This is a genomic window from Azospirillum sp. B4 (assembly GCF_000333275.1).
Lineage (GTDB): Bacteria > Pseudomonadota > Alphaproteobacteria > Azospirillales > Azospirillaceae > Nitrospirillum.
Genome location: NZ_BACU01000693.1, coordinates 1 through 19,937, shown reverse-complemented (window position 1 = coordinate 19,937; position 19,937 = coordinate 1). Strand labels below are relative to the sequence as shown.

The 19,937-nt window shown below is 67.5% G+C and carries 19 protein-coding genes; 9 read left to right on the top strand and 10 right to left on the bottom strand.

Features of this window, described 5'->3' with window-relative positions; genetic code table 11:
* From I55_RS31165 to I55_RS37495, 3 genes are all read right to left on the bottom strand, one after another.
* Positions 1-265 (bottom strand): PspC domain-containing protein (locus I55_RS31165; protein WP_148294071.1); only part of this gene is annotated, 265 nt, incomplete at its 3' end.
* A gap of 87 nt (positions 266-352) precedes the next feature.
* On the bottom strand, positions 353-1,030 hold the full coding sequence (gene pspA / locus I55_RS31160) for a phage shock protein PspA (RefSeq protein WP_044564623.1): 678 nt from the start codon (positions 1,028-1,030) through the stop codon (positions 353-355).
* An 89-nt stretch (positions 1,031-1,119) separates the two neighbouring features.
* A complete protein-coding gene (locus I55_RS37495; RefSeq protein ID WP_159107311.1) occupies positions 1,120-1,266 on the bottom strand; it encodes a hypothetical protein in 147 nt (48 codons plus the stop codon).
* A gap of 297 nt (positions 1,267-1,563) precedes the next feature.
* Between I55_RS37495 and I55_RS31155 the strand changes: the two genes are divergently transcribed.
* Together I55_RS31155 and rnhA are read left to right on the top strand one after the other, a co-directional pair.
* Entirely contained in the window at positions 1,564-2,556 is a 993-nt protein-coding gene (locus I55_RS31155) for a homoserine kinase (protein WP_044564622.1), read from the top strand.
* Entirely contained in the window at positions 2,553-3,032 is a 480-nt protein-coding gene (gene rnhA / locus I55_RS31150) for a ribonuclease HI (protein WP_044564621.1), read from the top strand. The genes I55_RS31155 and rnhA overlap by 4 nt, the downstream gene beginning before the upstream one ends.
* Before the next feature lie 98 nt (positions 3,033-3,130).
* Here rnhA and I55_RS31145 read toward each other — a convergent pair whose 3' ends face one another.
* Entirely contained in the window at positions 3,131-3,613 is a 483-nt protein-coding gene (locus I55_RS31145) for a peroxiredoxin (RefSeq protein WP_044564620.1), read from the bottom strand.
* 318 nt (positions 3,614-3,931) lie between these two features.
* Here I55_RS31145 and I55_RS31140 point away from each other — a divergent pair, with 318 nt between their 5' ends.
* The 5 genes from I55_RS31140 (at position 3,932) to I55_RS31120 (ending at position 12,787) form a co-directional block, all read left to right on the top strand.
* The gene (locus I55_RS31140; protein ID WP_044564618.1) at positions 3,932-4,504 is read left to right on the top strand and encodes a YqgE/AlgH family protein; all 573 of its coding nucleotides are present in this window, start codon (positions 3,932-3,934) and stop codon (positions 4,502-4,504) included.
* Positions 4,505-4,596: 92 nt separating this feature from the next.
* Complete coding sequence (locus I55_RS31135; RefSeq protein ID WP_083901579.1) at positions 4,597-5,454, top strand: DUF3108 domain-containing protein; 858 nt, start codon at positions 4,597-4,599, stop codon at positions 5,452-5,454.
* Between the two features lie 315 nt (positions 5,455-5,769).
* A complete protein-coding gene (locus I55_RS31130) occupies positions 5,770-6,207 on the top strand; it encodes an NUDIX hydrolase (RefSeq protein ID WP_044564616.1) in 438 nt (145 codons plus the stop codon).
* Positions 6,208-6,620: 413 nt separating this feature from the next.
* Positions 6,621-12,176, top strand: coding sequence for an autotransporter domain-containing protein (locus I55_RS31125; protein ID WP_044564615.1), 5,556 nt, complete (start codon positions 6,621-6,623; stop codon positions 12,174-12,176).
* A 110-nt stretch (positions 12,177-12,286) separates the two neighbouring features.
* Entirely contained in the window at positions 12,287-12,787 is a 501-nt protein-coding gene (locus I55_RS31120; RefSeq protein ID WP_044564625.1) for a DUF2199 domain-containing protein, read from the top strand.
* A gap of 7 nt (positions 12,788-12,794) precedes the next feature.
* On the opposite strand, the gene I55_RS31115 is transcribed toward I55_RS31120, so the two are convergent.
* Genes I55_RS31115 through thrC form a run of 3 tightly spaced genes read right to left on the bottom strand, consistent with a single transcriptional unit; the run spans position 12,795 to position 16,113 of the window.
* Positions 12,795-13,385: a GNAT family N-acetyltransferase gene (locus I55_RS31115; RefSeq protein WP_044564614.1), complete on the bottom strand. Its 591-nt coding sequence runs from the start codon at positions 13,383-13,385 to the stop codon at positions 12,795-12,797.
* Between the two features lie 38 nt (positions 13,386-13,423).
* Positions 13,424-14,695, bottom strand: coding sequence for a pitrilysin family protein (locus I55_RS31110; RefSeq protein ID WP_044564613.1), 1,272 nt, complete (start codon positions 14,693-14,695; stop codon positions 13,424-13,426).
* Positions 14,692-16,113, bottom strand: a complete 1,422-nt coding sequence (thrC, locus tag I55_RS31105; protein ID WP_044564612.1) for a threonine synthase — start codon at positions 16,111-16,113, stop codon at positions 14,692-14,694. The genes I55_RS31110 and thrC overlap by 4 nt, the downstream gene beginning before the upstream one ends.
* 334 nt (positions 16,114-16,447) lie before the next feature.
* Here thrC and I55_RS31100 point away from each other — a divergent pair, with 334 nt between their 5' ends.
* Together I55_RS31100 and I55_RS31095 are read left to right on the top strand one after the other, a co-directional pair.
* On the top strand, positions 16,448-17,032 hold the full coding sequence (locus I55_RS31100; RefSeq protein ID WP_044564611.1) for a hypothetical protein: 585 nt from the start codon (positions 16,448-16,450) through the stop codon (positions 17,030-17,032).
* Positions 17,029-17,601 carry a hypothetical protein gene (locus I55_RS31095; RefSeq protein WP_044564610.1) on the top strand — a complete coding sequence of 191 codons (573 nt, stop codon included), beginning with the start codon at positions 17,029-17,031 and terminating at the stop codon, positions 17,599-17,601. Before I55_RS31100 ends, I55_RS31095 begins: the two co-directional genes overlap by 4 nt.
* A gap of 128 nt (positions 17,602-17,729) precedes the next feature.
* Here the strand turns inward: I55_RS31095 and I55_RS31090 are convergent, their stop codons facing one another.
* From I55_RS31090 to I55_RS31080, 3 genes are all read right to left on the bottom strand, one after another.
* Positions 17,730-18,506, bottom strand: coding sequence for an SURF1 family protein (locus I55_RS31090; RefSeq protein ID WP_044564609.1), 777 nt, complete (start codon positions 18,504-18,506; stop codon positions 17,730-17,732).
* A complete protein-coding gene (locus I55_RS31085) occupies positions 18,503-18,898 on the bottom strand; it encodes a DUF983 domain-containing protein (protein WP_044564608.1) in 396 nt (131 codons plus the stop codon). Before I55_RS31085 ends, I55_RS31090 begins: the two co-directional genes overlap by 4 nt.
* A 73-nt stretch (positions 18,899-18,971) precedes the next feature.
* Positions 18,972-19,841 carry a cytochrome c oxidase subunit 3 gene (locus I55_RS31080; RefSeq protein WP_044564607.1) on the bottom strand — a complete coding sequence of 290 codons (870 nt, stop codon included), beginning with the start codon at positions 19,839-19,841 and terminating at the stop codon, positions 18,972-18,974.
* Positions 19,842-19,937 lie beyond the last annotated feature (96 nt).

The following is a 19,937-nucleotide window of genomic DNA, read 5'->3' as shown; positions in this document are numbered from 1 at the left end:
TGGTAGCGGTAGGAGGTGCGGCTGACGTGGACTCTTCCCCGTCGGCGTACTGGCTGTCCAGCACCAGCGCCAGGGCGGCGTAGACGACCACGGTGGCGCCGAAGAAGAAGAACAGGCTCAGCACCGTCAGGATGCGGATGAAGGTGGCGGGCAGGCCGGTGTAGCGGGCGATGCCGGCGCAGACACCGAACAGGACGGCGCGGCTGGGGTCCTTGGTCAGACGGTTGCGACGCATGGTGGCGGAAATGCGCTGAAAGCTCCTCATAATCCCTCTCCCCTATTCGGTAAGGCGCCTGCGCGCCGGTGTTCATAAGCTCGGCGCGCAACGCGCCGGGTCGTTCACGGACTGGTCTCAGCCTTGCGGGTTGGCGCGGCCGGCGACGCGGGCCTTCAGCGCCTCAAGCTCGGCGGTCACCTTGTCGTCGCCCAGGGCGTCGATCTCGGCGGCCAGGCCACGGGGCTGGCGGCCCATCTCCATCACCTCGGCCTCGCTCTCCAGCATGTCGATATCCCGCTGCAGGCTGCCGTACTGGGACAGCGCCTCCTCCAGGCGGTTGTCGTGCAGCTGGCTGCGCATGCGCAGGCGGGCGGTGGCGCTCCGGTGCCGGGCCATCAGGCTGCCCTGGCGGGCCCGGGCATCGGCCAGCTTGGCCTCCAGCCGCGCCACGTCGTCGGCGCTCTTGGCCAGGCTGTCGCTGATGGCCTGGATTTCGCGGCGGATGGGGTCGGCGGCCTCGGCCAGCCGGGCCTTGGCCACCAGGGCGCCCCGGGCCAGATCCTCCCGGCCCTTGGTCACCGCCAGTTCGGCCTTGCGGTCCCATTCCAGCAGTTCGAACTCGACATCGCGGTAGCGGGCCTCCAGCTCCTTGCGGCGGGCCATGGAGCGCACGGCTTCGGCGCGCACCTCGACCAGCGTGTCCTCCATCTCCTGGATGACCAGGCCGATCAGGCGTTCCGGATCTTCAGCCCGGTCCAACATGGCGTTCAGGTTGGCATCGATGATGTCGCCGAGGCGGGAAAACAGTCCCATGGCAGGCGTCCTTGAGATGAAGCGGTGGCGGACGAAGGCACCTGCCTTAGGGGCGGTGCCCGAACAGGCGGTGCCCAAACAAGCGGTGCTTAGAACAGGCTAATGATGGCGACCGACAGCAGGGCCGTGACGGCCAGCAGCGGCAGGTGGCGGAGCAGGGCCGTCAGGTTCCGGGAGGTGTGGCCGGCGTGGGCGGTGTAGGTCCGGGCGGCGGCGCTCATGGTCAGGTCGGTCATTTCAATCTCCACAACGGGAAGTTCGGTTGTCTCGGGGGCCGGTCGCCGGTGGCGGTGTCGGCCATGTCCCCTTAAAAGCAACCGCCGTGCCAAGTTCCCACCGCTGCGATAATGCTTTGTTTTTGCTGAATAAAAATTTTCACCCCACAAGAAACACCGCGACACCGTGACGCTTTCCGCCACTAAATCGCCATTTTGACCACATGGGTGCTGAGCACGTCCGCCCTTGGCGGAAAAGGCGTCCCCAGTCGCCCCGCGACCATTGACCCCAGCCGGGAATCCCGCTACCTCGCAGGCATGGCCGTCTATACCGAAGTCACCGATGAGGAACTGCGCGCGTTCATCGCCGATTACGCGATCGGCGAGGTGATCTCGTGCAAGGGCATCGCCGAGGGGGTGGAGAACTCCAACTACCTGCTGGTGACCACGGAAGGCCCCTACATCCTCACCCTCTATGAAAAGCGGGTGAACCCGGCCGACCTGCCCTTCTTCCTGGGCCTGATGCGGCATCTGGCGGACCGGGGCATCACCTGCCCGCTGCCGGTGGCCGCCCGCGATGGCGAGGCCCTGCGCGTCCTGGCCGGCCGGCCGGCGGTGATCGTCACCTTCCTCACCGGCATGTGGCCCCGCCGCATCCTGCCGGAACACTGCGCCGCCCTGGGCGCGGCGCTGGCGCGGCTGCACCTGGCCGGCGCCGATTATGCCGTTCCCCGCCGCAACAGCCTGTCGCTGGAGGGCTGGCAGGCCCTGGTGACGGCCACGGCGGATGGCGCCGATGGGGTGAAGCCCGGCCTGAAGGATATCCTGGCGGACGAACTGGCCGCGCTGTCGGCCCTGTGGCCCGGGCGCGACGGCCGCCCCGGCCTGCCCCAGGGCATCATCCACGCCGACCTGTTCCCGGATAACGTCTTCTTCCGTAACGGGGCGTTGTCCGGCCTGATCGACTTCTACTTCGCCTGCAGCGACATGCTGGCCTACGATCTGGCCATCTGCCTGAACGCCTGGTGCTTCGAACCCGACGGCGCCCTCAACGTCACCAAATCGCGCCTGCTGCTGGTCAACTACGCCAAGGTACGGCCGTTGACGGCCGCCGAGGTGGCGGCCCTGCCCCTGCTGGCCCGAGGAAGCGCCCTGCGCTTCCTGCTGACCCGTCTCTACGATTGGCTGAACACACCCCCCGGCGCCCTGGTGAAACGCAAGGACCCGCTGGAATACCTGCACAAGCTGCGCTTCCACCAGCAGGCGCGCAGCCTGGCTGATTACGGCCTGGCGCCGGAGGACCTGACATGACCGCCACGCCCGCCCCGGATCCCTCCGCCAAGCCCAGCCCGCGCGTGGAGATCTTCACCGACGGCGCCTGCAGCGGCAACCCCGGCCCCGGCGGCTGGGGCGCCATCCTGCGTTGGAACGGCACGGAGCGCGAGTTGAAGGGCGGGGAGCCCGACACCACCAACAACCGCATGGAACTGATGGCGGCCATCCAGGCGCTGGAGACGCTGAAGCGCCCTGTGAAGGTGGACCTGCACACCGACAGCCAGTACCTGCGGGACGGCATCACCAAGTGGATCCATGGCTGGCGGGCCAAGGGCTGGCTGACCGCCGACAAGAAGCCGGTGAAGAACGTGGACCTGTGGCAGCGCCTGTCCGCGCAGGCCGACCGGCACGAGGTTGTGTTCCACTGGGTGCGCGGACACGCCGGCCACCCGGAAAACGAACGCGCCGACCAGCTGGCCCGCGAAGGCCTGGCGGAGGCGCGGGGTAGATAGTTCCGGCGCCCCAGGGTGCTGGCGCGGGACGGCCAATAAGAAGGCCCGTCGGGGTCTGTGGAACCCCGGCGGGCCTTTTGGCGTTATGAGGCTGGTCTTTACAAGTGCTTCAATACCGCCTCGGCACTGGAGACTTCGAAGGCGCCGGACTTTTCCACATCCACGCGGGTGACGACGCCGTCATCGATGACCAGGGCGAAGCGCTGGCTGCGCTGGCCCAGGTTGTAGGCGGTGCCGTCCATGACCAGGCCCAGGTCCCGGGCCAGGGTGCCATTGCCATCGGGCAGCATGAACACGGTGTCGCCCACCTCGTTGGCCCTGGCCCAGGCGTGCATCACGAAGGGGTCGTTGACGGCCATGCAGATCACGGCGTCCACGCCCTTGGCCTTCAGCGCCGCGGCGTTCTGCACGAAGCCCGGCAGGTGCTTGGCCGAGCAGGTCGGGGTGAAGGCGCCGGGCACGGAGAAGAGCACGACTTTCTTGCCCTTCAGCAGGGCGTCGGTGCTGGTCTCCTGCATGCCGGCCTCGGTCAGGTACTTCACCGTGACGGTGGGAAATGTATCGCCAACCTGAATGGTCATGTCTGAACTCCCTGGGATATGGCCCCGACGGGGCGGGGGCGGTCTTGGGGGCGTGTCTGCGCTTCGTATATCCGGTGGTTCTAGGCCGGGGGGGATGGCTGGGCAAGGGAAACGGGGCCGTACCCCCTTGTCACCCGCCGCTGGCGCGCAATATGACCAGAATATGAGGTTTCGATGATGCCCCTTGGGGGCGACGGGGCCGAACAGCCATGCTACGTTCAAGGGCATGGACAGGCAGTGTGAGCACGCCGGCCGCCGGGCCGGTCCCCAGCGGCCTCCCCTGGCGGGGCCGTGATCGAGATAGGGAAGGCGCCGCCCATGAGGGACACCACCATCCGACGTTTCCTGACCGGGCAACTGCTGGTCGCCATGCCGTCGATGCCAGACGAGCGCTTCGCCCGCACGGTCATCTACGTCTGCGCCCATACCGACGATGGCGCCATGGGCCTGGTGGTCAACCGCCTGTTCGACGGCATCGACGCCGGCGGCCTGCTGGAACAGCTGGGCATAGACGGCGGCGATCCGGGCGATCGCCTGCGTGTGCATTTCGGCGGACCGGTGGAGCCGGGCCGCGGCTTCGTGCTGCATAGCACCGACTATCAGCGCGAAGGGACACTGCGGGTAGAGGATGAGGTGGCGCTGACCGCCACGGTGGACATTCTGCGCGCCATCACCGAGGGACGCGGCCCCCGCCAGTGCCTGCTGGCCTTGGGCTATGCCGGCTGGGCGGCGGGACAGCTGGACCAGGAGATGCAGGCCAACGGCTGGCTGCACGTGCCGGCCGACCCCACCCTGCTGTTCGACGAGGACATGGACACCAAGTGGGAACGCGCCATCGCCAAGCTGGGCGTCAGCCTGCCCATGCTGTCGGCCGAGGTGGGACACGCCTAGGGGTGGGGCACGCCTAGGGATTGGACACGCCTGAGGTGGGAGCGTGTGACGCTCGCCTTTCCCCCGCCACTTTCCATCCCGATCCTGGCGGCATGACATTGCCCGCCCCCCTCCGCGCCGCCGTGCTGACCCTGGCGGTTCTCTCCACCCCCTTGGACGCCCGCGCGGCGGACGCCCCGCCCCAGCACCTGCGCCTGGGTTATGATGTCTATGTCGGTGGCCTGAAGATGGGCCGCATGACCCTGGAGACGGAGATCAGCGGCCCCAATTACCGCGTCACGGTGGCGGCGGAAGCCGGCGATTTGCTGGCCCGCCTGATCAAGTGGTCCTACACCGCCGAGGCGGACGGGCAATTCGGCGGCGTCAATGGCGTCGCCCCGCGCCATTTCCACAGCCTGCGCACCCTGCGCGACAAGACCTGGGACGCCACGCTGGCCTATGCCGCCCCTTACGGCACGACGCAAACGGCGGTGACCTTCACCCAGACGCCGCCGCCTTCGGCTGACGACGTCAACGCGGTGCCGCCGGACCAGCGCCCCGGCACCGTCGACCTGCTGAGCGCGGCCGCCGCCATCAGCCGCCATGCCGAATCCGGCACCTGCACCAGCCGCCTGCCCGTCTATGACGGCCGGCGACGTTATGACGTGCTGATGGAAGACCGCCCCGCCAGGCGCATCGAGAAGTCGGACTACACCGTGTTCGAGGGCGAGGCGATCGGCTGCCGCGTTTCCATCCTGCCGGTGGCGGGCTTCCGCCCCGCCAGCCGTGGCAGCCAGAATTTCTGGACCGCGGCGCCGGACGGCAAGCCGCGTGGCTTCGACCTGTGGATCGGGCGGCCGCTGCCGGGCGGGCCGGTCGTGCCCGTGCGGCTGGAGGCGGGGGAACTGTTTTTCACCCACGTCATTGGCCATCTGGCCCAGGTCGAGGTGCTGCCGCCCTCCAACCCTTGAGCGCGCCCGCAGTCGCGTGCAGCCCCTCCGGCGCCCTTGGGACGGCCCGATTCCCCCTTTGACCATCCGGTCAGAATAGGCCATATGGCGCACACCCGACCACCTGGTGGCGCCCGGATGGATTTTTGGCTTAGGCGACTGAAAACATTTACGCCTCGGCAACCGTTGGGGGATTATACGAAACAGGCTTGCGGGTATACTATCGCGTGATACCGCATCGCATCCTTTGGCGCCCTCTCTTTCCCAACCAGCCGCGAAGGTCCCATCCCCCTGTCCCAGGTCACCGCCCCCAAACCCGTTTCCGGTCCACCGACCATGAGCTGCGAGGCCACCGAGCGCCAGTACGCCGCCATTCCCGTCCGGGTGCGCGACGGTCAGTTGCAGGTGATGCTGATCACCTCGCGGGAGACACGGCGCTGGGTGGTGCCCAAGGGCTGGCCGGAGAAGAAGCTGAAGGCGCGGGGCGTGGCGGCGAACGAGGCATTCGAGGAAGCGGGCCTGATCGGCACCATTCACAAGAAGCCCCTGGGCACCTTCCACTATTTCAAGGTCATGCCCTCGGGCAAGCGCCTGCCCTGCGCCGTCGACGCCTATCTGTTCGAGGTGGATCGGGAACTGGAAGACTGGCCGGAAAAAGGCCAGCGCGAGCGCCGCTGGGTCAGCCCCTCGGAAGCCGCCCTGATGGTGGCCGAAGGCGGCCTGGTCAGCATCCTGCTGTCGCTGGCCAGCATGGCGGTCGGCGAAGAGGGCTGAGGCCCGGCTCACCCGAGTCCCAGGGGCCATACGCGGCATATGGCCACGCCGCCGAGAGCCGCGCCCGCCGGAACGCTACATCCGTAAATCGATACCGATGTGGACCACCCGCAAGAGAGGGCGCGGCGGCCAAATCCACTCATTTGCAAAAATTGGATTAACAAATACTCCTTATGGGCTAATCTTCGCCCATGGGTGCGCATTTGGTTGGGGTTGCGTTCAGACATGCACGTTTCGGCTTGCTTCGACCTGCGGCGCCCCCCTGTTGACCTGACGGCGTTGTCAGGCCTCGCCCCTCCCCCTGCCGACTAAATCCTTTCCCTCCTTCCTGCAGCCGGGAACGGCCTTCGCCGTCACTCGTCCCGCCGCGCTGCCTCTTGCCGAAATTAATTTGCCTGGGAGTGCCTTCCGACATGCTCACCGCCGCCCTGCCCCGTTCCAAAGCCTTGCTGCCCAAGACGCTGCTGCTGGGCGCTTCCGTCCTGGCGCTGTCCGCAGCCTGGCAAGGCGCCGCGCACGCCGACACGACCATCACGGGCAACTCCGGACCGGTGACGATTAGCTCCGGCGGGTTGAACAATAGCGGGACGATCAGCACCCCCTACTACACTGCGGTCAGCGCCGCTGGTGCTCTTGGCACCATCGCCAACAGTGGCACCATCCTGTTCACATCCAGCTACCCCTACCGCCCGGCGGTGGCCGTGGGTGGCAACAGTGGGTCGGCAACCACGCTGGACCTGTTGAGCAACAGCGCGGGAGCGACCATCCAGGGCTACTGGACGGGCATCCTGGTGAGCAACGCCACCATCGGTACGATTTCGAACAGCGGTGTCATCGCCACCAACTATGTCAACTACGGATCCGCCATCAAGGGCGCCGCCACAATCGTGTCCGGCAGCGTCGTCAGCAACACCATCGGCCAGATGATCAACGCCGCCGACGGAACGGTGACCAGCGTGACCCTCACCGGCGGCAGTATCGGAAGCATCCTCAACGAGGGGATCATCACCGGTGCCATCGATCTAGGGGCGACCACCATTGCCCTGTATTCCTATACTGGCACCATCTACACCGTTGGCAACCAAGTGGTGCAAAGCACCATCGGACGGTTCGCCAACGCGGCTGGCGCCACGATCTCGGGTGGCGTGTCGTTGGCGGGGGCGGTCGTCGGAACGATAAGCAATGCCGGCGTGATCGGTGGCATCAACCTTGGAACCGCTAGCGGCTATACCCAAACCATCAACGGCACGGTTTTTACCTCCATCAGTTCAAGCATTACGGGAAGAATTAATCTTCTGGCCAATGCTGCCGGGGGGACCATCGGCATCGTCGATCTCACCGGCTCGATCGGAACGATCGACAATGCCGGGTCGATCGGCTCGAGCAACACTTACTATGGCAGCGCCATACGTGACGGTTCCTCGGTTGATTTATTTCTGAACGAAGCCGGCGGGACCATCAGCGGCTTTTACGGTGTCGCCCTGACGGGAACCAACGTGGGTACGCTCAGCAACAGCGGCGTCATCACGGGCAACTATTACTATGGCGTCAGCGGCAGCTATGGTTCCCACTACGACACCGCCGCCTCCCGCTACGTATATGGCGCCACGACGACCGATACACTGACAAACGGGGCGGGCGCCTCCATCATCGGCAATTATGGTGGCGTCGTCTATGTCGGCTCGACCATCGGGACGCTGAACAATGACGGGCTGATCGCCGCCACGCAGGCAGGTGTCGGTGTTTCCGTTGCGGGATACCTGGACTCGCAAAACACCATCAGCGGAGTGGTCGGCACACTGAACAATGGGGCCACCGGCACCATCAGCGGCGCCTACGCCTACGCCGGTGTAGGGGTTTCGGGCGGCACCATCATCCAGTTGAACAATGACGGGATGATCACCACCGGCACCTACGGCGCCGGCATCGCCGTCTCGGGCACCAGTTACTCCACGTATATTTATAATCTCGGCACCTATTCCATCGCCAGCCTCCCGGGCATCATCGGAACCTTGATCAACAGTTCCACCGGCACCATCCAAGGCGGATATGGTGTCGAACTGTACGGCGACGGCCACATCGGCACGCTGCAGAACAACGGGCAGATTCGGGGCACCTTGGGCGCCGCCATCGAACTGGTCGGTAACTACATGGTCAACCCCAGCTTGGACACCTTGATCAATGGCTCGACCGGGACGATCAGCGGCGCCACGGGCGTATTGGTCGAAAGCGGCACCCTGTCCACCTTGGTGAACAACGGGCTGATCACCGGCACGAACAGCGCCCTCAAGGCCTACAAATACTCTGACTACTCCACCACCATATCCCCCAGTATCGATGAAATAATCAATAACGGCATCCTCAGTGCAACGAGTGCGGGGTCGCCAGGTAATTACGGAACGGCGCTTATCGTTGGCGGTGTCAATGTCGGGACCATCACCAATAGCGGCCTGATCACGGGGGCGACGGCCCTGTATGCCATGAGCTGGTCGACAGGTACTGATGTCGCCGGCACAATCGGTCTCATCGACAATCTGGTCGGCGCATCCATAATCGGCACAGGCGCCTATGCCGCCGTCGAGCTCGACACGACTGTCGATACCTTGCGCAACAGCGGTTTGATCGCGAATGACAACGCCACCTCGACCCTGGCCTCGGCGCTCGCCGTCGGTGGAACCCTGAACTCGTTGCTCAACCTGCCGTCTGGCACCATTTCCGGGCCGGGCAGCGCCATTGCCGTTGGCGGCACCATTGGCATCCTAGGGAATGGTGGGCTGCTGACGGGCGGCGTGGCGGCCATCCGGGTTGGCAGCTCCAACGTAAGCTCATACACCACTTACGGCACCCACAGCGGCACCGACGCTGGCGGTGTCGGAACTTTGAGCAATACCGGCACCCTGACCGGCGGTATGGATGGCATTCAAAGCAGCGGCCTGATCGCAACGCTCAATAACAACGGCGTTGCAACCGGGGATATCGGTGCCGGTATCGCGAACCTCGGCAAAAGATCCAGCTATAGCAACTCCTCCGACTATCCATGGCGGGTCACGACCTGGACGTCGACCACCGGCGGCGGCACCATCGGCGCGCTGAACAACAGCGGCGTCATTTCCGGCGGCCAGGACGGCATTCTTAACGGCGTCGCCTCCGCCGAGAGCACGGTCGTCACGTCCCTGAAGTCTTATTGGAGCGGGTACACCTTCTCCATCACCACAGTGGTCGGCACCACCGGCCCCGTCGGCGGCACCATCGGTACGCTGATGAACAGCGGCACCATCCTGGGTGCGGCCGGCGCCGGCATCGACAATGGCGCCGCCACCGCCGTCATCGGCACCCTGGTCAACAGCGGGGTGATCCAAGGCGGCCAGACCGGCATCATCAACGTCGGCACCATCGGTGCCCTGACCAACAGCGGCACCATCACCGGCGCCGTGGCCGCCATTCGCGACAGCGGTACGCTAGGCCCGGTCATCAACACCGGCGTCATCGCCGGCAACATCATCCACACCGCCGCTTCCGACCTGACCATCACCGGTGGCGCCGGCACGGTGGTTGGTACATTGACGGGCGCCAACGGCGCCCGTGGCACCTTGTCCAGCGCCGCCGACGTTACTCTGGCCGGCAACCTGGTACTGAACGACAGTGTCAGCATCGCCGGCCATACCCTGGTGGAAAACGGCGGCACCCTGGCGCTGACGGCCCCCACCACCGTCACCGGCAACTATGCCCAGACGGGTGGCACGCTGGCCGCCCTGGTGACCGGCGGCACCGTGGGCGGTCTTCAGGTCAGCGGCAGCGCCAGCATCAGCGGCGCCACCGTGGTTCTGACCTCGCAATACGCCTACGGCCTGACCAGCGGCACCAGCTACACCATCGTGGCGGCGGGCGACGCCACCTCCAGCTACGCCAGCGTGACCGCGCTGGCGCCGGGCTACACCTCGACCACCGTAACCAGCACGGTGGTGGGGGGGCTGACAGACCTGATCGTCAGCGTTGGCAACAGCCAGTTGACCGCGGGCTCCACCGCCACCATCGCTGGCGGCAACGGCACGCTGGACCAGATGACGGGCGGCAGCCTGTCCGTCACCGGCGGCACCCCCACCGTGGGCTCGGTCAGCGGCGGCACCATCAGCCTGACCGGCGGCAGCGCGACGCTGGGTACCATCAGCGGCGGCACCCTGGTGCAGACGACCGGGTCCACCATCGCCGGCGCCACGGCGGTGCAGGTGATAGGCGGCAGCCTATACCTGGGTGGCACGGTCACGGCGCCCCTGGCCATCAACGGCGGCGTGGTGGCGGTCAACGGCCAGGCGTCGGGCACCGTCACCGTCGGCGCCGGCGGCACCTTGCGCGGTTCCGGCGTGGTCAATGGCCAGGCGACCGTTTCCGGCGTCCTGGCGCCCGGCAACTCCCCGGGCACGCTGACCTTCACCAACGGCCTGACGCAAGGCGCCAAGTCGGTTCTGTCCATCGACATCGACGGCACGGGCACCGGGTCGGGGGCCGGCAACTACTCCCGCGTCCTGGTGACGGGCGGCAGCTACGTCATCGGGTCCGGCGCCGTGCTGCAGCCTAAGCTGCGCGGCATCACCGGCAACGCCAGCAACACCTACACCCCCGGCCTGGGCACGGACTTCACCGTCGTGCAGGCGGCCGGCGGGGTGCAGGGCACCTTCGCCGGCGTCACCCAGCCGGCCTCGGGCCTGGCCACGGGCAGCCAGTTCACGGCGCTGTATTCCAGCAACGCCGTCGACCTGTTCGTCACCCCCACCTACACCAGCCTGGCCGGCGCCAGCGCCAACCAGCAGACCATGGGCCGCGTGGTGGCGGGGTTGACCGCCCCGGCCAGCAGCGACCTCACCACCGTGCTGCGGGCCCTGTACAGCCTGCCGACGATGGGGGCGTCCCTGGACGCCCTGGCGCAAATGGGCGGCAGCGCCCACGCCAACATCGTCTCATACAGCCTGACCCGGGGCTTGGCGGCCACACAGGTGCTGGGCCAGCGGCTGGCCGCGGTGCGCGACGGCGTGACCGGCGGCATGCAGGGCACGATGCAGGCCCAGCTGGTGGGCCGCACCCTCTACACCAGTGTCGCCAGCGGCGACACCCCGGTGGAAGGGGAGCGCGGCATGGCCGCCGGCTCGGCGGAGGAGGACGGCTGGCACTTCTGGGCGCAGGGCCTGGGGGCGTTCACCCGCGTCGACAGCGACGGCAACGCCGCGGGCGGGCACAGCAACACCGGCGGCGGCCTGTTCGGCGGCGACCGGGCGGTGGCGCCGGGGGTGACCCTGGGCCTGGCCGGCGTGCTGCTGCAAAGCACCTCCGGCGGGGCCAACGAGACCAGCAGCTATGGCCTGTCGGCCTACGGCAACGTCGACTTAGGCGATGGTCTCTTCGTCACCGGCAACGCCGGCTACACCTATGACCAGTACGACACGGCGCGGACCCTGGGCTTCGGCGGCCTCAGCCGCACGGCCTTCGGTCACACCACGGGTGACGAGCTGAGCGCGGGCGTCACGGCCGGCTACCGCGTGCGGGTCTCCAACCTGACGCTGGAGCCGCAGGCGGGCATCCAGTGGCTGCGGGTCGGCCGCGACGGCTTCACCGAGACGGGGGCCGGCGCCCTGGACCTGGTGCTGCAGGACCTGGACGCCACCGCCCTGCAGAGCAGCGTGGGCGGCCGGGCGGCGGCCAGCTGGAAGACGGACGGCGGCACGGTGATCACGCCCAGCGTCCGGGCGGCCTGGCTGCACGACTTCCGCGACCGGGCCCTGACCAGCCAGGCCGCCCTGGCGGGCACCACCTTCGCCGTGACCGGCCCCGACACCGGCGCCAACGCGCTGGGCATCGGTGGCGGCCTGACCCTGCAGGAAGGCGACAACCTCAACCTCTACGCCAACTACGACGGCACGCTCCGCCGGCATGAGACCGACCACGTCTTCACCGCCGGCTTCCGCCTCAGCTGGTAAGCTTCACCTCAGCGCAAACAACGTCGGCCCGGCGGGGAAACTCGCCGGGCCGTTCGTCTTTGTAATGACCCTCGTGTAGGCTGGCGGTGCCAGAATTCAGGAGCTTGCCCGTGGCGCCATCGTTCACCTGCGCGTTTTGCGGCGAAAGCCACGACGGCCTGGCCAAGGACTGGGGTTGGCAACTACCCGACGAGGTTTGGGCCATTCCGGCCGAAACACGGGCCATCGAGGCGCGCTTCACCAGCGACCTTTGTCAGTATGGCAACCGGCACTTCATCCGCGGCGTCCTTCCCATTCCCCTTACTGAAGAGCGGAATGAGTTCTTTGGCTGGGGTGTCTGGGCGGAGGTGGAGGCGGAGACTTTCGAGCGCTACCTCGCGCTGTACGACAAGGATGGCGCGGCCGAGCCGCCGCGGCCAGCCCGACTGGCGAACGTCATCAAGGCCTATGACGCGCCCCTTGGCCATCCGCTGCTGCTCTATTTCAGCGGCGCGACAAGCCGCCCCTGGCTGCGCGTAACCGAACAAGACCGCTCACAGCTGGCCGAGGAGCAGCGGCAAGGCATGAACGGCCACCGCCACCACGAAATTTCTCAAACCTTGGGCTTTTGAGAGGCGCTCAGCCGCGCCAGTCGTCGCGCAGGATGCCGAAGAGCACATGGTCGGCCCAGCGGCCATCAATGCGCAGATAGCCACGGGCGTAGCCCTCGCGCACGAAGCCCACCTTTTCCAGCAGGCCCTGGCTGGGCTGATTGGTGGGCAGGCAGGCGGCTTCCACCCGGTGCAGCCCCAGTTGGCCGAAGGCGAAGCCAAGGGAGACGATCGCGGCCTCGCTGGTATAGCCGCGGCGGGCAAAGGGCTTGCCCACCCAATAGCCCATGGTGCCCATCTGGGCCACACCCCGGCGGATGTTGGACAGGCCGATGCCGCCCACCAGCCGGTCGCTGGATCGCTCGAAGATCAGGAAGCTGTAGGCCTCGTCATTGCGCCATTCCGCCGCCTGGCGCCGCACGCGGCGCAGGAAGGATGGGCGCAGCAGGGCGTCGGCCGGCCACGTGGGCTCCCATGGGGCCAGGAAATCCCGGCTGCGTTCGCGTAAATCCGCCCATTCCCGCCAATCCTTGACCTGGGCCGGGCGCAGGTAGACCTGCTGCCCATCCAGGCGGATGGCAGGCGTGCTGAGGATATCGGCATGCAGCAGCCGTATCACCGCCCTAAAGCCCCTCCCTCCCCCATCGTCGCCGTCCCTCAATGGCCCAGCCGGGCCCGGATACGGTCATACGATTCCAAACCGGCCAGCGGCCCCAGGGCCGTGACCACCGGCACGCTGTCCAGCAGCCGCCGGGCGCAGCGTTCCACAGCATCCACGTCGACCGCGTCCACACGGGCCAGCATTTCCGCCGTAGGCACGGGCCGGCCGTGGATCAGCATCTGCTGGCCCACCTGCTCGCACCGCGCCATGCTGCTTTCCAGCGCCATGACCAGGCTGGACTTCAGCTGGGCGCGGGCGCGCGCCACCTCTTCCTCGCGCACGGTGCCGACCAGGTTCATCACCTCGCCGCAGACCACGGGTACCAGTTCCGCCACCTGTTCCGGCCCCGTGCCGGCATAGATGCCGAACAGGCCCGTCTCCGCGAAATGGCTGGCGAAGCTGTAGATGCTGTAGACCAGCCCGCGCTTCTCCCGCACCTCCTGGAACAGGCGGGAGGACATGCCCCCGCCCAGCAGGGTGGATAGCACCTGGGTGGCGTAGTTGTCCTCGTGATGGACGCCCACCGCCTCGAACCCCAACACGACGTGGGTCTGTTCCAGGTCGCGCTCGTCGCGGAAATCGCCGCCGCGGTAGGTGGCGGCTTCCTGCGTCCAGGCCTGGTGCGGCGGCAGGTCGCCGAACATCTCGGTGGCCATCTCCACCATGCGGGCGTGCTCGATACGGCCCGACGCGGCGACCACCATGCTGGGGCCCGCGTAGTGCCCCTGGACATAGGCCGCCAGCTGGTCGCGGGACAGGCTTTCCACGATCTCCGGCAGGCCCAGCACCGGCCGGCCCAGGGCCTGGCCCGGAAAGGCCGTGGCCTGGAAATGGTCGAAGATGATGTCGTCGGGCGTGTCCTCGGCCTGGCCGATCTCCTGCAGAACGACGGTGCGTTCCTTGGCCAGCTCATCAGCGTCCAGGCTGGCGTGCTGCACCATGTCGGACACGATGTCCAGCGCCAGGCCCGCGTCCTCCTTCAGCACCTTGCCGTAATAGGCCGTGTGCTCGCGCGTGGTGTAGGCGTTCAGGTGGCCGCCCACATCCTCGATCTGGCTGCTGATCTGATAGGCGTCGCGCTTGGGCGTGCCCTTGAACAGCATGTGTTCCACCAAGTGGGCGACGCCGTTGACCTCGGGCGCCTCATCCCGGGTGCCGACACCGACCCACACGCCCAGGGACACCGTTTCGACGCCGGCCATGGTGTCGGTGACGACGCGCAGGCCGTTGTCCAGCGTGGTGACCTGGATACCGCCGCCGTCGCTCATTGGGCGGCCCCCGTGACCCGGGACCTGGAACGGACGAAGGCCTTCACCGCCTCGACATCGTTGGGCAGCACGGTCACCCGTTCCTCCCGCTCATACAGGTCGGCCAGGTGGCGGGGCAGCGGCGGATGCACGCCGGTGGCCGCCTTGACAGCATCGGGGAACTTGGCCGGATGGGCGCAGGCCAGCGACACCAGCGGCACGTCGGCCGGCACGGTGCCGGCGGCGCGCGCCTGCCGTGCCGCGTGCACGCCCACCGCCGTGTGCGGATCCAGCAGATAGCCCGTGGTTTCGAACACCCGGCGCATGGTCTCCGCCGTCTCAGCCTCATCGGCGCGGAAGCCATCGAACAGGCCCCGTGCCTGGGACAGCTGACGCTCATCCACCGTGAAGCGGCCGCTGGCGCCGAAGCCGTCCATCATATGGGTGACGGTGGCGCCATCGCGGCCCAGCAGGTCGAACAGCAGGCGTTCGAAGTTGCTGGACACCTGGATGTCCATGCTGGGGCTGATGGTGGGGACCACGCCGTTGGTGGCCATGGTGCCGGAATGGAAGAAGCGGGTCAGGATGTCGTTGCTGTTGGTGCCCACCACCAGGCGCTGGATGGGCAGGCCGGAAGCGCGCGCGCCATACGCGGCGTAGACGTTGCCGAAGTTGCCGGTGGGGACGGAGAACGCCACCGGCCGGTCCGGCGCGCCCAGGGCCACGCCGGCCGCCACGTAATACACCACCTGGGCCAGGATGCGGGCCCAGTTGATGGAGTTCACGGCGGATATGTTCAGCTCATCCCGGTAGGCCTGGTCGTTGAACAACGCTTTCACGATGGCCTGGCAGTCGTCGAACGTGCCCTCCAGCGCCACGTTGTGCACGTTGGGCGACAGCACGGTGGTCATCTGCCGGCGCTGCACCTCCGACGTGCGGCCCTTGGGGTGCAGGATGACAATGTCCACCAGCTCCCGGTCGCGGCAGGCCTCGATGGCGGCGGAACCGGTGTCACCGGAGGTGGCGCCCACCACGGTGATGCGGCGGCCGCGCTTGGCCAGCACATGGTCGAACAGGCGGCCCAGCAGTTGCAGCGCCACATCCTTGAAGGCCAGGGTGGGGCCGTGGAACAACTCCAGCACCCATTCCTCCTGGCCCAGCTGAACCAGGGGGGTGACGGCCGTGTGGGCGAAGCCGGCGTAGGCGTCATGGACCAGGCCGCGCAGATCATCCTCGAGGATGGCGCCGGCCATGAAGGGGGCCATGACGCGCGTGGCCAGTTCACCATAGCTCAAGCCCCGCAGCGCGCGCAGGTCGGCGGCGCCGAAGGACGGCCAGGCGGCAGGCACGTACAGGCCGCCATCCCGGGCCAAGCCCGCCAGAAGCGCGTCCTCAAAGCCCAAGACCGGCGCCCGGCCACGCGTGCTGATATAATCCACTCTAGGCATCCCTCGACTGTACCCGAACCCCTACAGTAGCCAGTGGCCGCGAGGTCCCGCAAGTGGGCCGAACCCTCAAGGGAACATGGGTGATTCGCATGGGGGATGGGCCCAGCGCACCCCGGCCGCCGTCAAGGCGCCTGCCTCTCCGCCACAGACATCTAAAATGCATGGAAATGACACTTGGAAAGTCTCTCCGGTTGCGGTGCAATAGGGGCCATGGTGGGGATATGCCCCACCCTTCAATAGCAGCATCCCCCGACACGGCAGGACCGGATCGATGCGTCGATCCCGGTGGCAAAGGGGGGCATCAGATGGGACGTTTGCGGAAAACATGGGGCTTCTGCACGCGATCATGCTGGCCGGCGCCCTGGCGGTGGTGGCGGGTCTGTTCGTCCTCATCCTGGGCAAGCTGGGTGAGGCGGCGGTTGAGCGCCAGGCGGATCTGCGCCAGGCCGCCAGCCGCCTGCCCCTGGGCGCCCAGATAGAGAACCGGCTGGAGTCGCGCGAGGCCGACCTGCGCACGGAGTTGGCCGCGCTGCAGGCCGCCCTGGGCGAGGCGAGACGCCGCCGCTATGCCTTGGACAAGGAACTGGAGGACGCCCGGCGCAGCGCCCAGGCCCCCGTGCGCGTGGTGGGACGGGAGGATGCCGGGCTGAACCGCTTCGTCGCCTGGATGGTCAACCGCCTGGTGCAGCAGGCCCAGACGGACGCCAAGACCATCGTGGGCCTGGACCCCGACTGGGCCGGCCCGCAGATGATAGAGGTGTGGTCGGAGAACCTGGCCGACGCCCGGCGCGACCTGCTGCGCTATTTCCCCGCCCCCCTGGGTTATGTCCTGCTGAGCATCCAGCTGGCCAACAGCGGCGCCGCCAAAGCCGGCGGCGACGCCAAGCGCGGACAGGAGAACGTGGCATGATCACCCTGATGCTATCCCTGCTGGCGATGGTGGTGGCCGTGGCCTTGACGGGGGAACGCGCCTGGAACCGCGTCAGCGAGGCCAAGACCCGGCGCCGCCAGGCGGTGATCCGCCGACGCGAGCAGGGGGACCGCATCCGCCGCCTGGGCCGCGCCACCTACGGCATGAAGCAGCAGCGCCGTCACATCATGCTGACGCTGGAGACGCTGGAGGACGAGTCCAAGCGTCTGGAACAGGAAATCAAGCGGATATCCCGGCCGGAGAATCGCATCTTTGTCCTGGAGGAACGGCGCAATCCGACCGACGCCGCGTGGATCGCCACGGTGGAAGCGGGCGGCACGTTGGCCGACAACGCCGCGCCCGTCAGCGTGCCGTGGCCGCGCCGCCGTTTCCTGCTATGGGCCGCCGACGAGACCGGCGCCCGGGGCCGCGTGGAACGGCGCTTCCCCCACGGCAGCGGCTTCCGCATCACCCATCTGGGTCTGCGCCCCGCCACGGCCGCCGCCGCCCCGGTGGGCGCGGCGCTGGAGACACGGGCGGCCAAGGCGGCGCGCATCGCGGCGTCTTGAGTTTTCCCAGACGCCGGGCGGGCGCATCCGCGCCCTTGGCTTGTGATCCCTTTTCAGTCCGCTGACGCTCCCCGAAAAGGTCCGGCGCCCGCAGTCGCGGGCCATGGGTGCGCAGGGCCCTGAGGTCGTCAGGCGTCGGGGTCGGCCTCCACCCGGCTGAAGCGCAGGTAGGCGATGACGGCCAGGGCCACGGCCAGGCAGTACCAGGTCAGGGCGTATTGCAGGTGGTCATTCGGGACGGTGACGCGGGTCTGGCCGCCCACGGGGAAGCCGCCGGGGTTGGGGGCGCCGCCGGCCTCCACCACCACCGGGGCCGGCAGGTCCGTCCCGGCCTTGGCCGCCATGGCCGGCAGGTCATACCACAGCCAGAAATTGTCGTTCACCAGGTTGTCCGGCTGCATCCATCCGCGCGGCGGCGGCACGCGGGCGACGCCGTCCACCGTCACCTCACCCTCCAGCTGGCCTTCCGGCCGCCGGGACGGGTCCTTGCCCTGGGTGGGGACCCAGCCGCGATCGACCAGCACCACGCCGCCGCCATCGGCCCGCACGAAGGGGGTGACCACGTCATAGCCGGGGGCGCCCTTCAGCGAGCGGGCGCCCAGGTAGAGCTCATGATCATTCAGGAAGTGGCCCGTGACCCGCACGCGGCGATAGTCCCAGGCTTTGGGGTCGTCGATCCGGGCCGGCAGGTCGGTGGGGGCCGCCGCCATCTGCTGCTGGATATGGTCCAGGATGCCCTGCTTCCAGAACAGGCGCTGCACCTGCCAGGTGCCCAGGCCCATCATGAAGACGACGGCGGCACCCGTCACCAGGCCGCCCCAGAAGGTGGGGCGAAACCGCCGTCGGCCCCTCACGGGGCCGCCGGGCGCTACGGTGCCCGGCGGGGTGGCGGTGGAGGAAGTCATGCGCCAGGATCCCTATCATTATGGTCGGGGGCTTCGAATTCGGCTGGGCGGTAGCGGTACTGCAGGGCGAACACCACGCCCTTGGCCGGGCGCAGCAGGCCCAGCGTGCCGCCGAGGATGACCACGCCCCAGACCAGGCCGGTCAGCCACAGGGGCCAGTCCACCCGCATGGATACCATCAGCGCCACTGGCACGATGATGAAGCCCAGGATGAAGATGAGGAAGACGGCGGGACCGTCGCCGCTGTCGCCCCGCGCGAGGTCCAGGCCACAGACGGCGCAGCGTTCCGCCACCGTCAGGAAGCCCACGAACAGATCACCCCGACCGCAGCGGGGGCACTTGCAGCGCAAGCCCGCCAGGATCGGGGCGACAGGGGAGGCATCAGGTTCCAAGGCGTCTTTTTCCGTCAGGGAACGGCCCCTCAGGGGGATGGCCCCTCAGGGAACGAAACGGGCTGGCCCAGGATCAATGCGGGATCACGCCGCGCGGCGTGGAACCCCACCAGTAGATGCTGACGAACAGGAACAGCCAGACCACGTCCACGAAATGCCAGTACCAGGCCGCCGCCTCGAAGCCGAAGTGGCTCTTGGGCGTGAAATGGCCCGCGCGGGTGCGGAAGAAACAGACGATCAGGAAGATGGTTCCGACGATGACATGGAAGCCGTGGAAGCCGGTCGCCATGAAGAAGGCAGAGGTGTAGGCGTTCTGGGCGAAACCGAATTCGGCATGGATGTACTCGTAGGCCTGGAAGCAGGTGAACAGCAGGCCCAGCAGGATGGTGAAGCCCAGGGCCTTGGCCGCCTGCTTGTTGCGGCCCTCGATCAGTTCATGGTGCGCCCAGGTGCAAGTGGTGCCCGACAGCAGCAGGATGACCGTCATCAGGATGGGCATGTCGAAGGGGTTGATGGGCTCGATCCCCTTGGGCGGCCACATGCCGCCGTTGGCGGCCACGCGGCCGATCTGCTCCGCCTCGTTGAAATAGATGCTGGTGTCGAAGAAGGCCCAGAAGAAGGCCACGAAGAACATGACCTCGGAAGCGATGAACAGCGACATGCCGTAGCGCAGGCCGATCTTCACCACCGGGGTGTGCAGCTTGCGCACCACCGATTCGCCGATGACGTCGCGCCACCAGGCGAACATGACGCCCAGCACGCCCAGGAAGCCGACGATGGCCAGGATCCAGCCGTGGCCGTGCATGCCCAGGACCGCGCCGGTGGTCAGCAGACCGGCCGCGACGGCCGCGACCAAGGGCCATGGGCTGGGGTCCACCAGATGGTAGGGCTGCTTTATGCCCTCAGAATTTCCGGGAGCGGAGTGAGCCTGGACTTCAGCCATGTTCTTGTTTCCCTCGGATCAAAACAACGCGTGGTCGTCAGATGATGGCGGACATTGCCGCCCCGGTCCTTTGGTGCCCTCCCTGATCCCCGCCTG

Bases quoted from the DNA above. Each gene is read 5' to 3' on its own strand.
- pspA (WP_044564623.1), bottom strand. From the start codon at position 1,030: ATGGGACTGTTTTCCCGCCTCGGCGACATCATCGATGCCAACCTGAAC.
- I55_RS37495 (WP_159107311.1), bottom strand. From the start codon at position 1,266: ATGACCGACCTGACCATGAGCGCCGCCGCCCGGACCTACACCGCCCAC.
- I55_RS31155 (WP_044564622.1), top strand. From the start codon at position 1,564: ATGGCCGTCTATACCGAAGTCACCGATGAGGAACTGCGCGCGTTCATC.
- rnhA (WP_044564621.1), top strand. From the start codon at position 2,553: ATGACCGCCACGCCCGCCCCGGATCCCTCCGCCAAGCCCAGCCCGCGC.
- I55_RS31145 (WP_044564620.1), bottom strand. From the start codon at position 3,613: ATGACCATTCAGGTTGGCGATACATTTCCCACCGTCACGGTGAAGTAC.
- I55_RS31140 (WP_044564618.1), top strand. From the start codon at position 3,932: ATGAGGGACACCACCATCCGACGTTTCCTGACCGGGCAACTGCTGGTC.
- I55_RS31135 (WP_083901579.1), top strand. From the start codon at position 4,597: ATGACATTGCCCGCCCCCCTCCGCGCCGCCGTGCTGACCCTGGCGGTT.
- I55_RS31130 (WP_044564616.1), top strand. From the start codon at position 5,770: ATGAGCTGCGAGGCCACCGAGCGCCAGTACGCCGCCATTCCCGTCCGG.
- I55_RS31125 (WP_044564615.1), top strand. From the start codon at position 6,621: ATGCTCACCGCCGCCCTGCCCCGTTCCAAAGCCTTGCTGCCCAAGACG.
- I55_RS31110 (WP_044564613.1), bottom strand. From the start codon at position 14,695: ATGAGCGACGGCGGCGGTATCCAGGTCACCACGCTGGACAACGGCCTG.
- I55_RS31100 (WP_044564611.1), top strand. From the start codon at position 16,448: ATGGGGCTTCTGCACGCGATCATGCTGGCCGGCGCCCTGGCGGTGGTG.
- I55_RS31095 (WP_044564610.1), top strand. From the start codon at position 17,029: ATGATCACCCTGATGCTATCCCTGCTGGCGATGGTGGTGGCCGTGGCC.
- I55_RS31090 (WP_044564609.1), bottom strand. From the start codon at position 18,506: ATGACTTCCTCCACCGCCACCCCGCCGGGCACCGTAGCGCCCGGCGGC.
- I55_RS31080 (WP_044564607.1), bottom strand. From the start codon at position 19,841: ATGGCTGAAGTCCAGGCTCACTCCGCTCCCGGAAATTCTGAGGGCATA.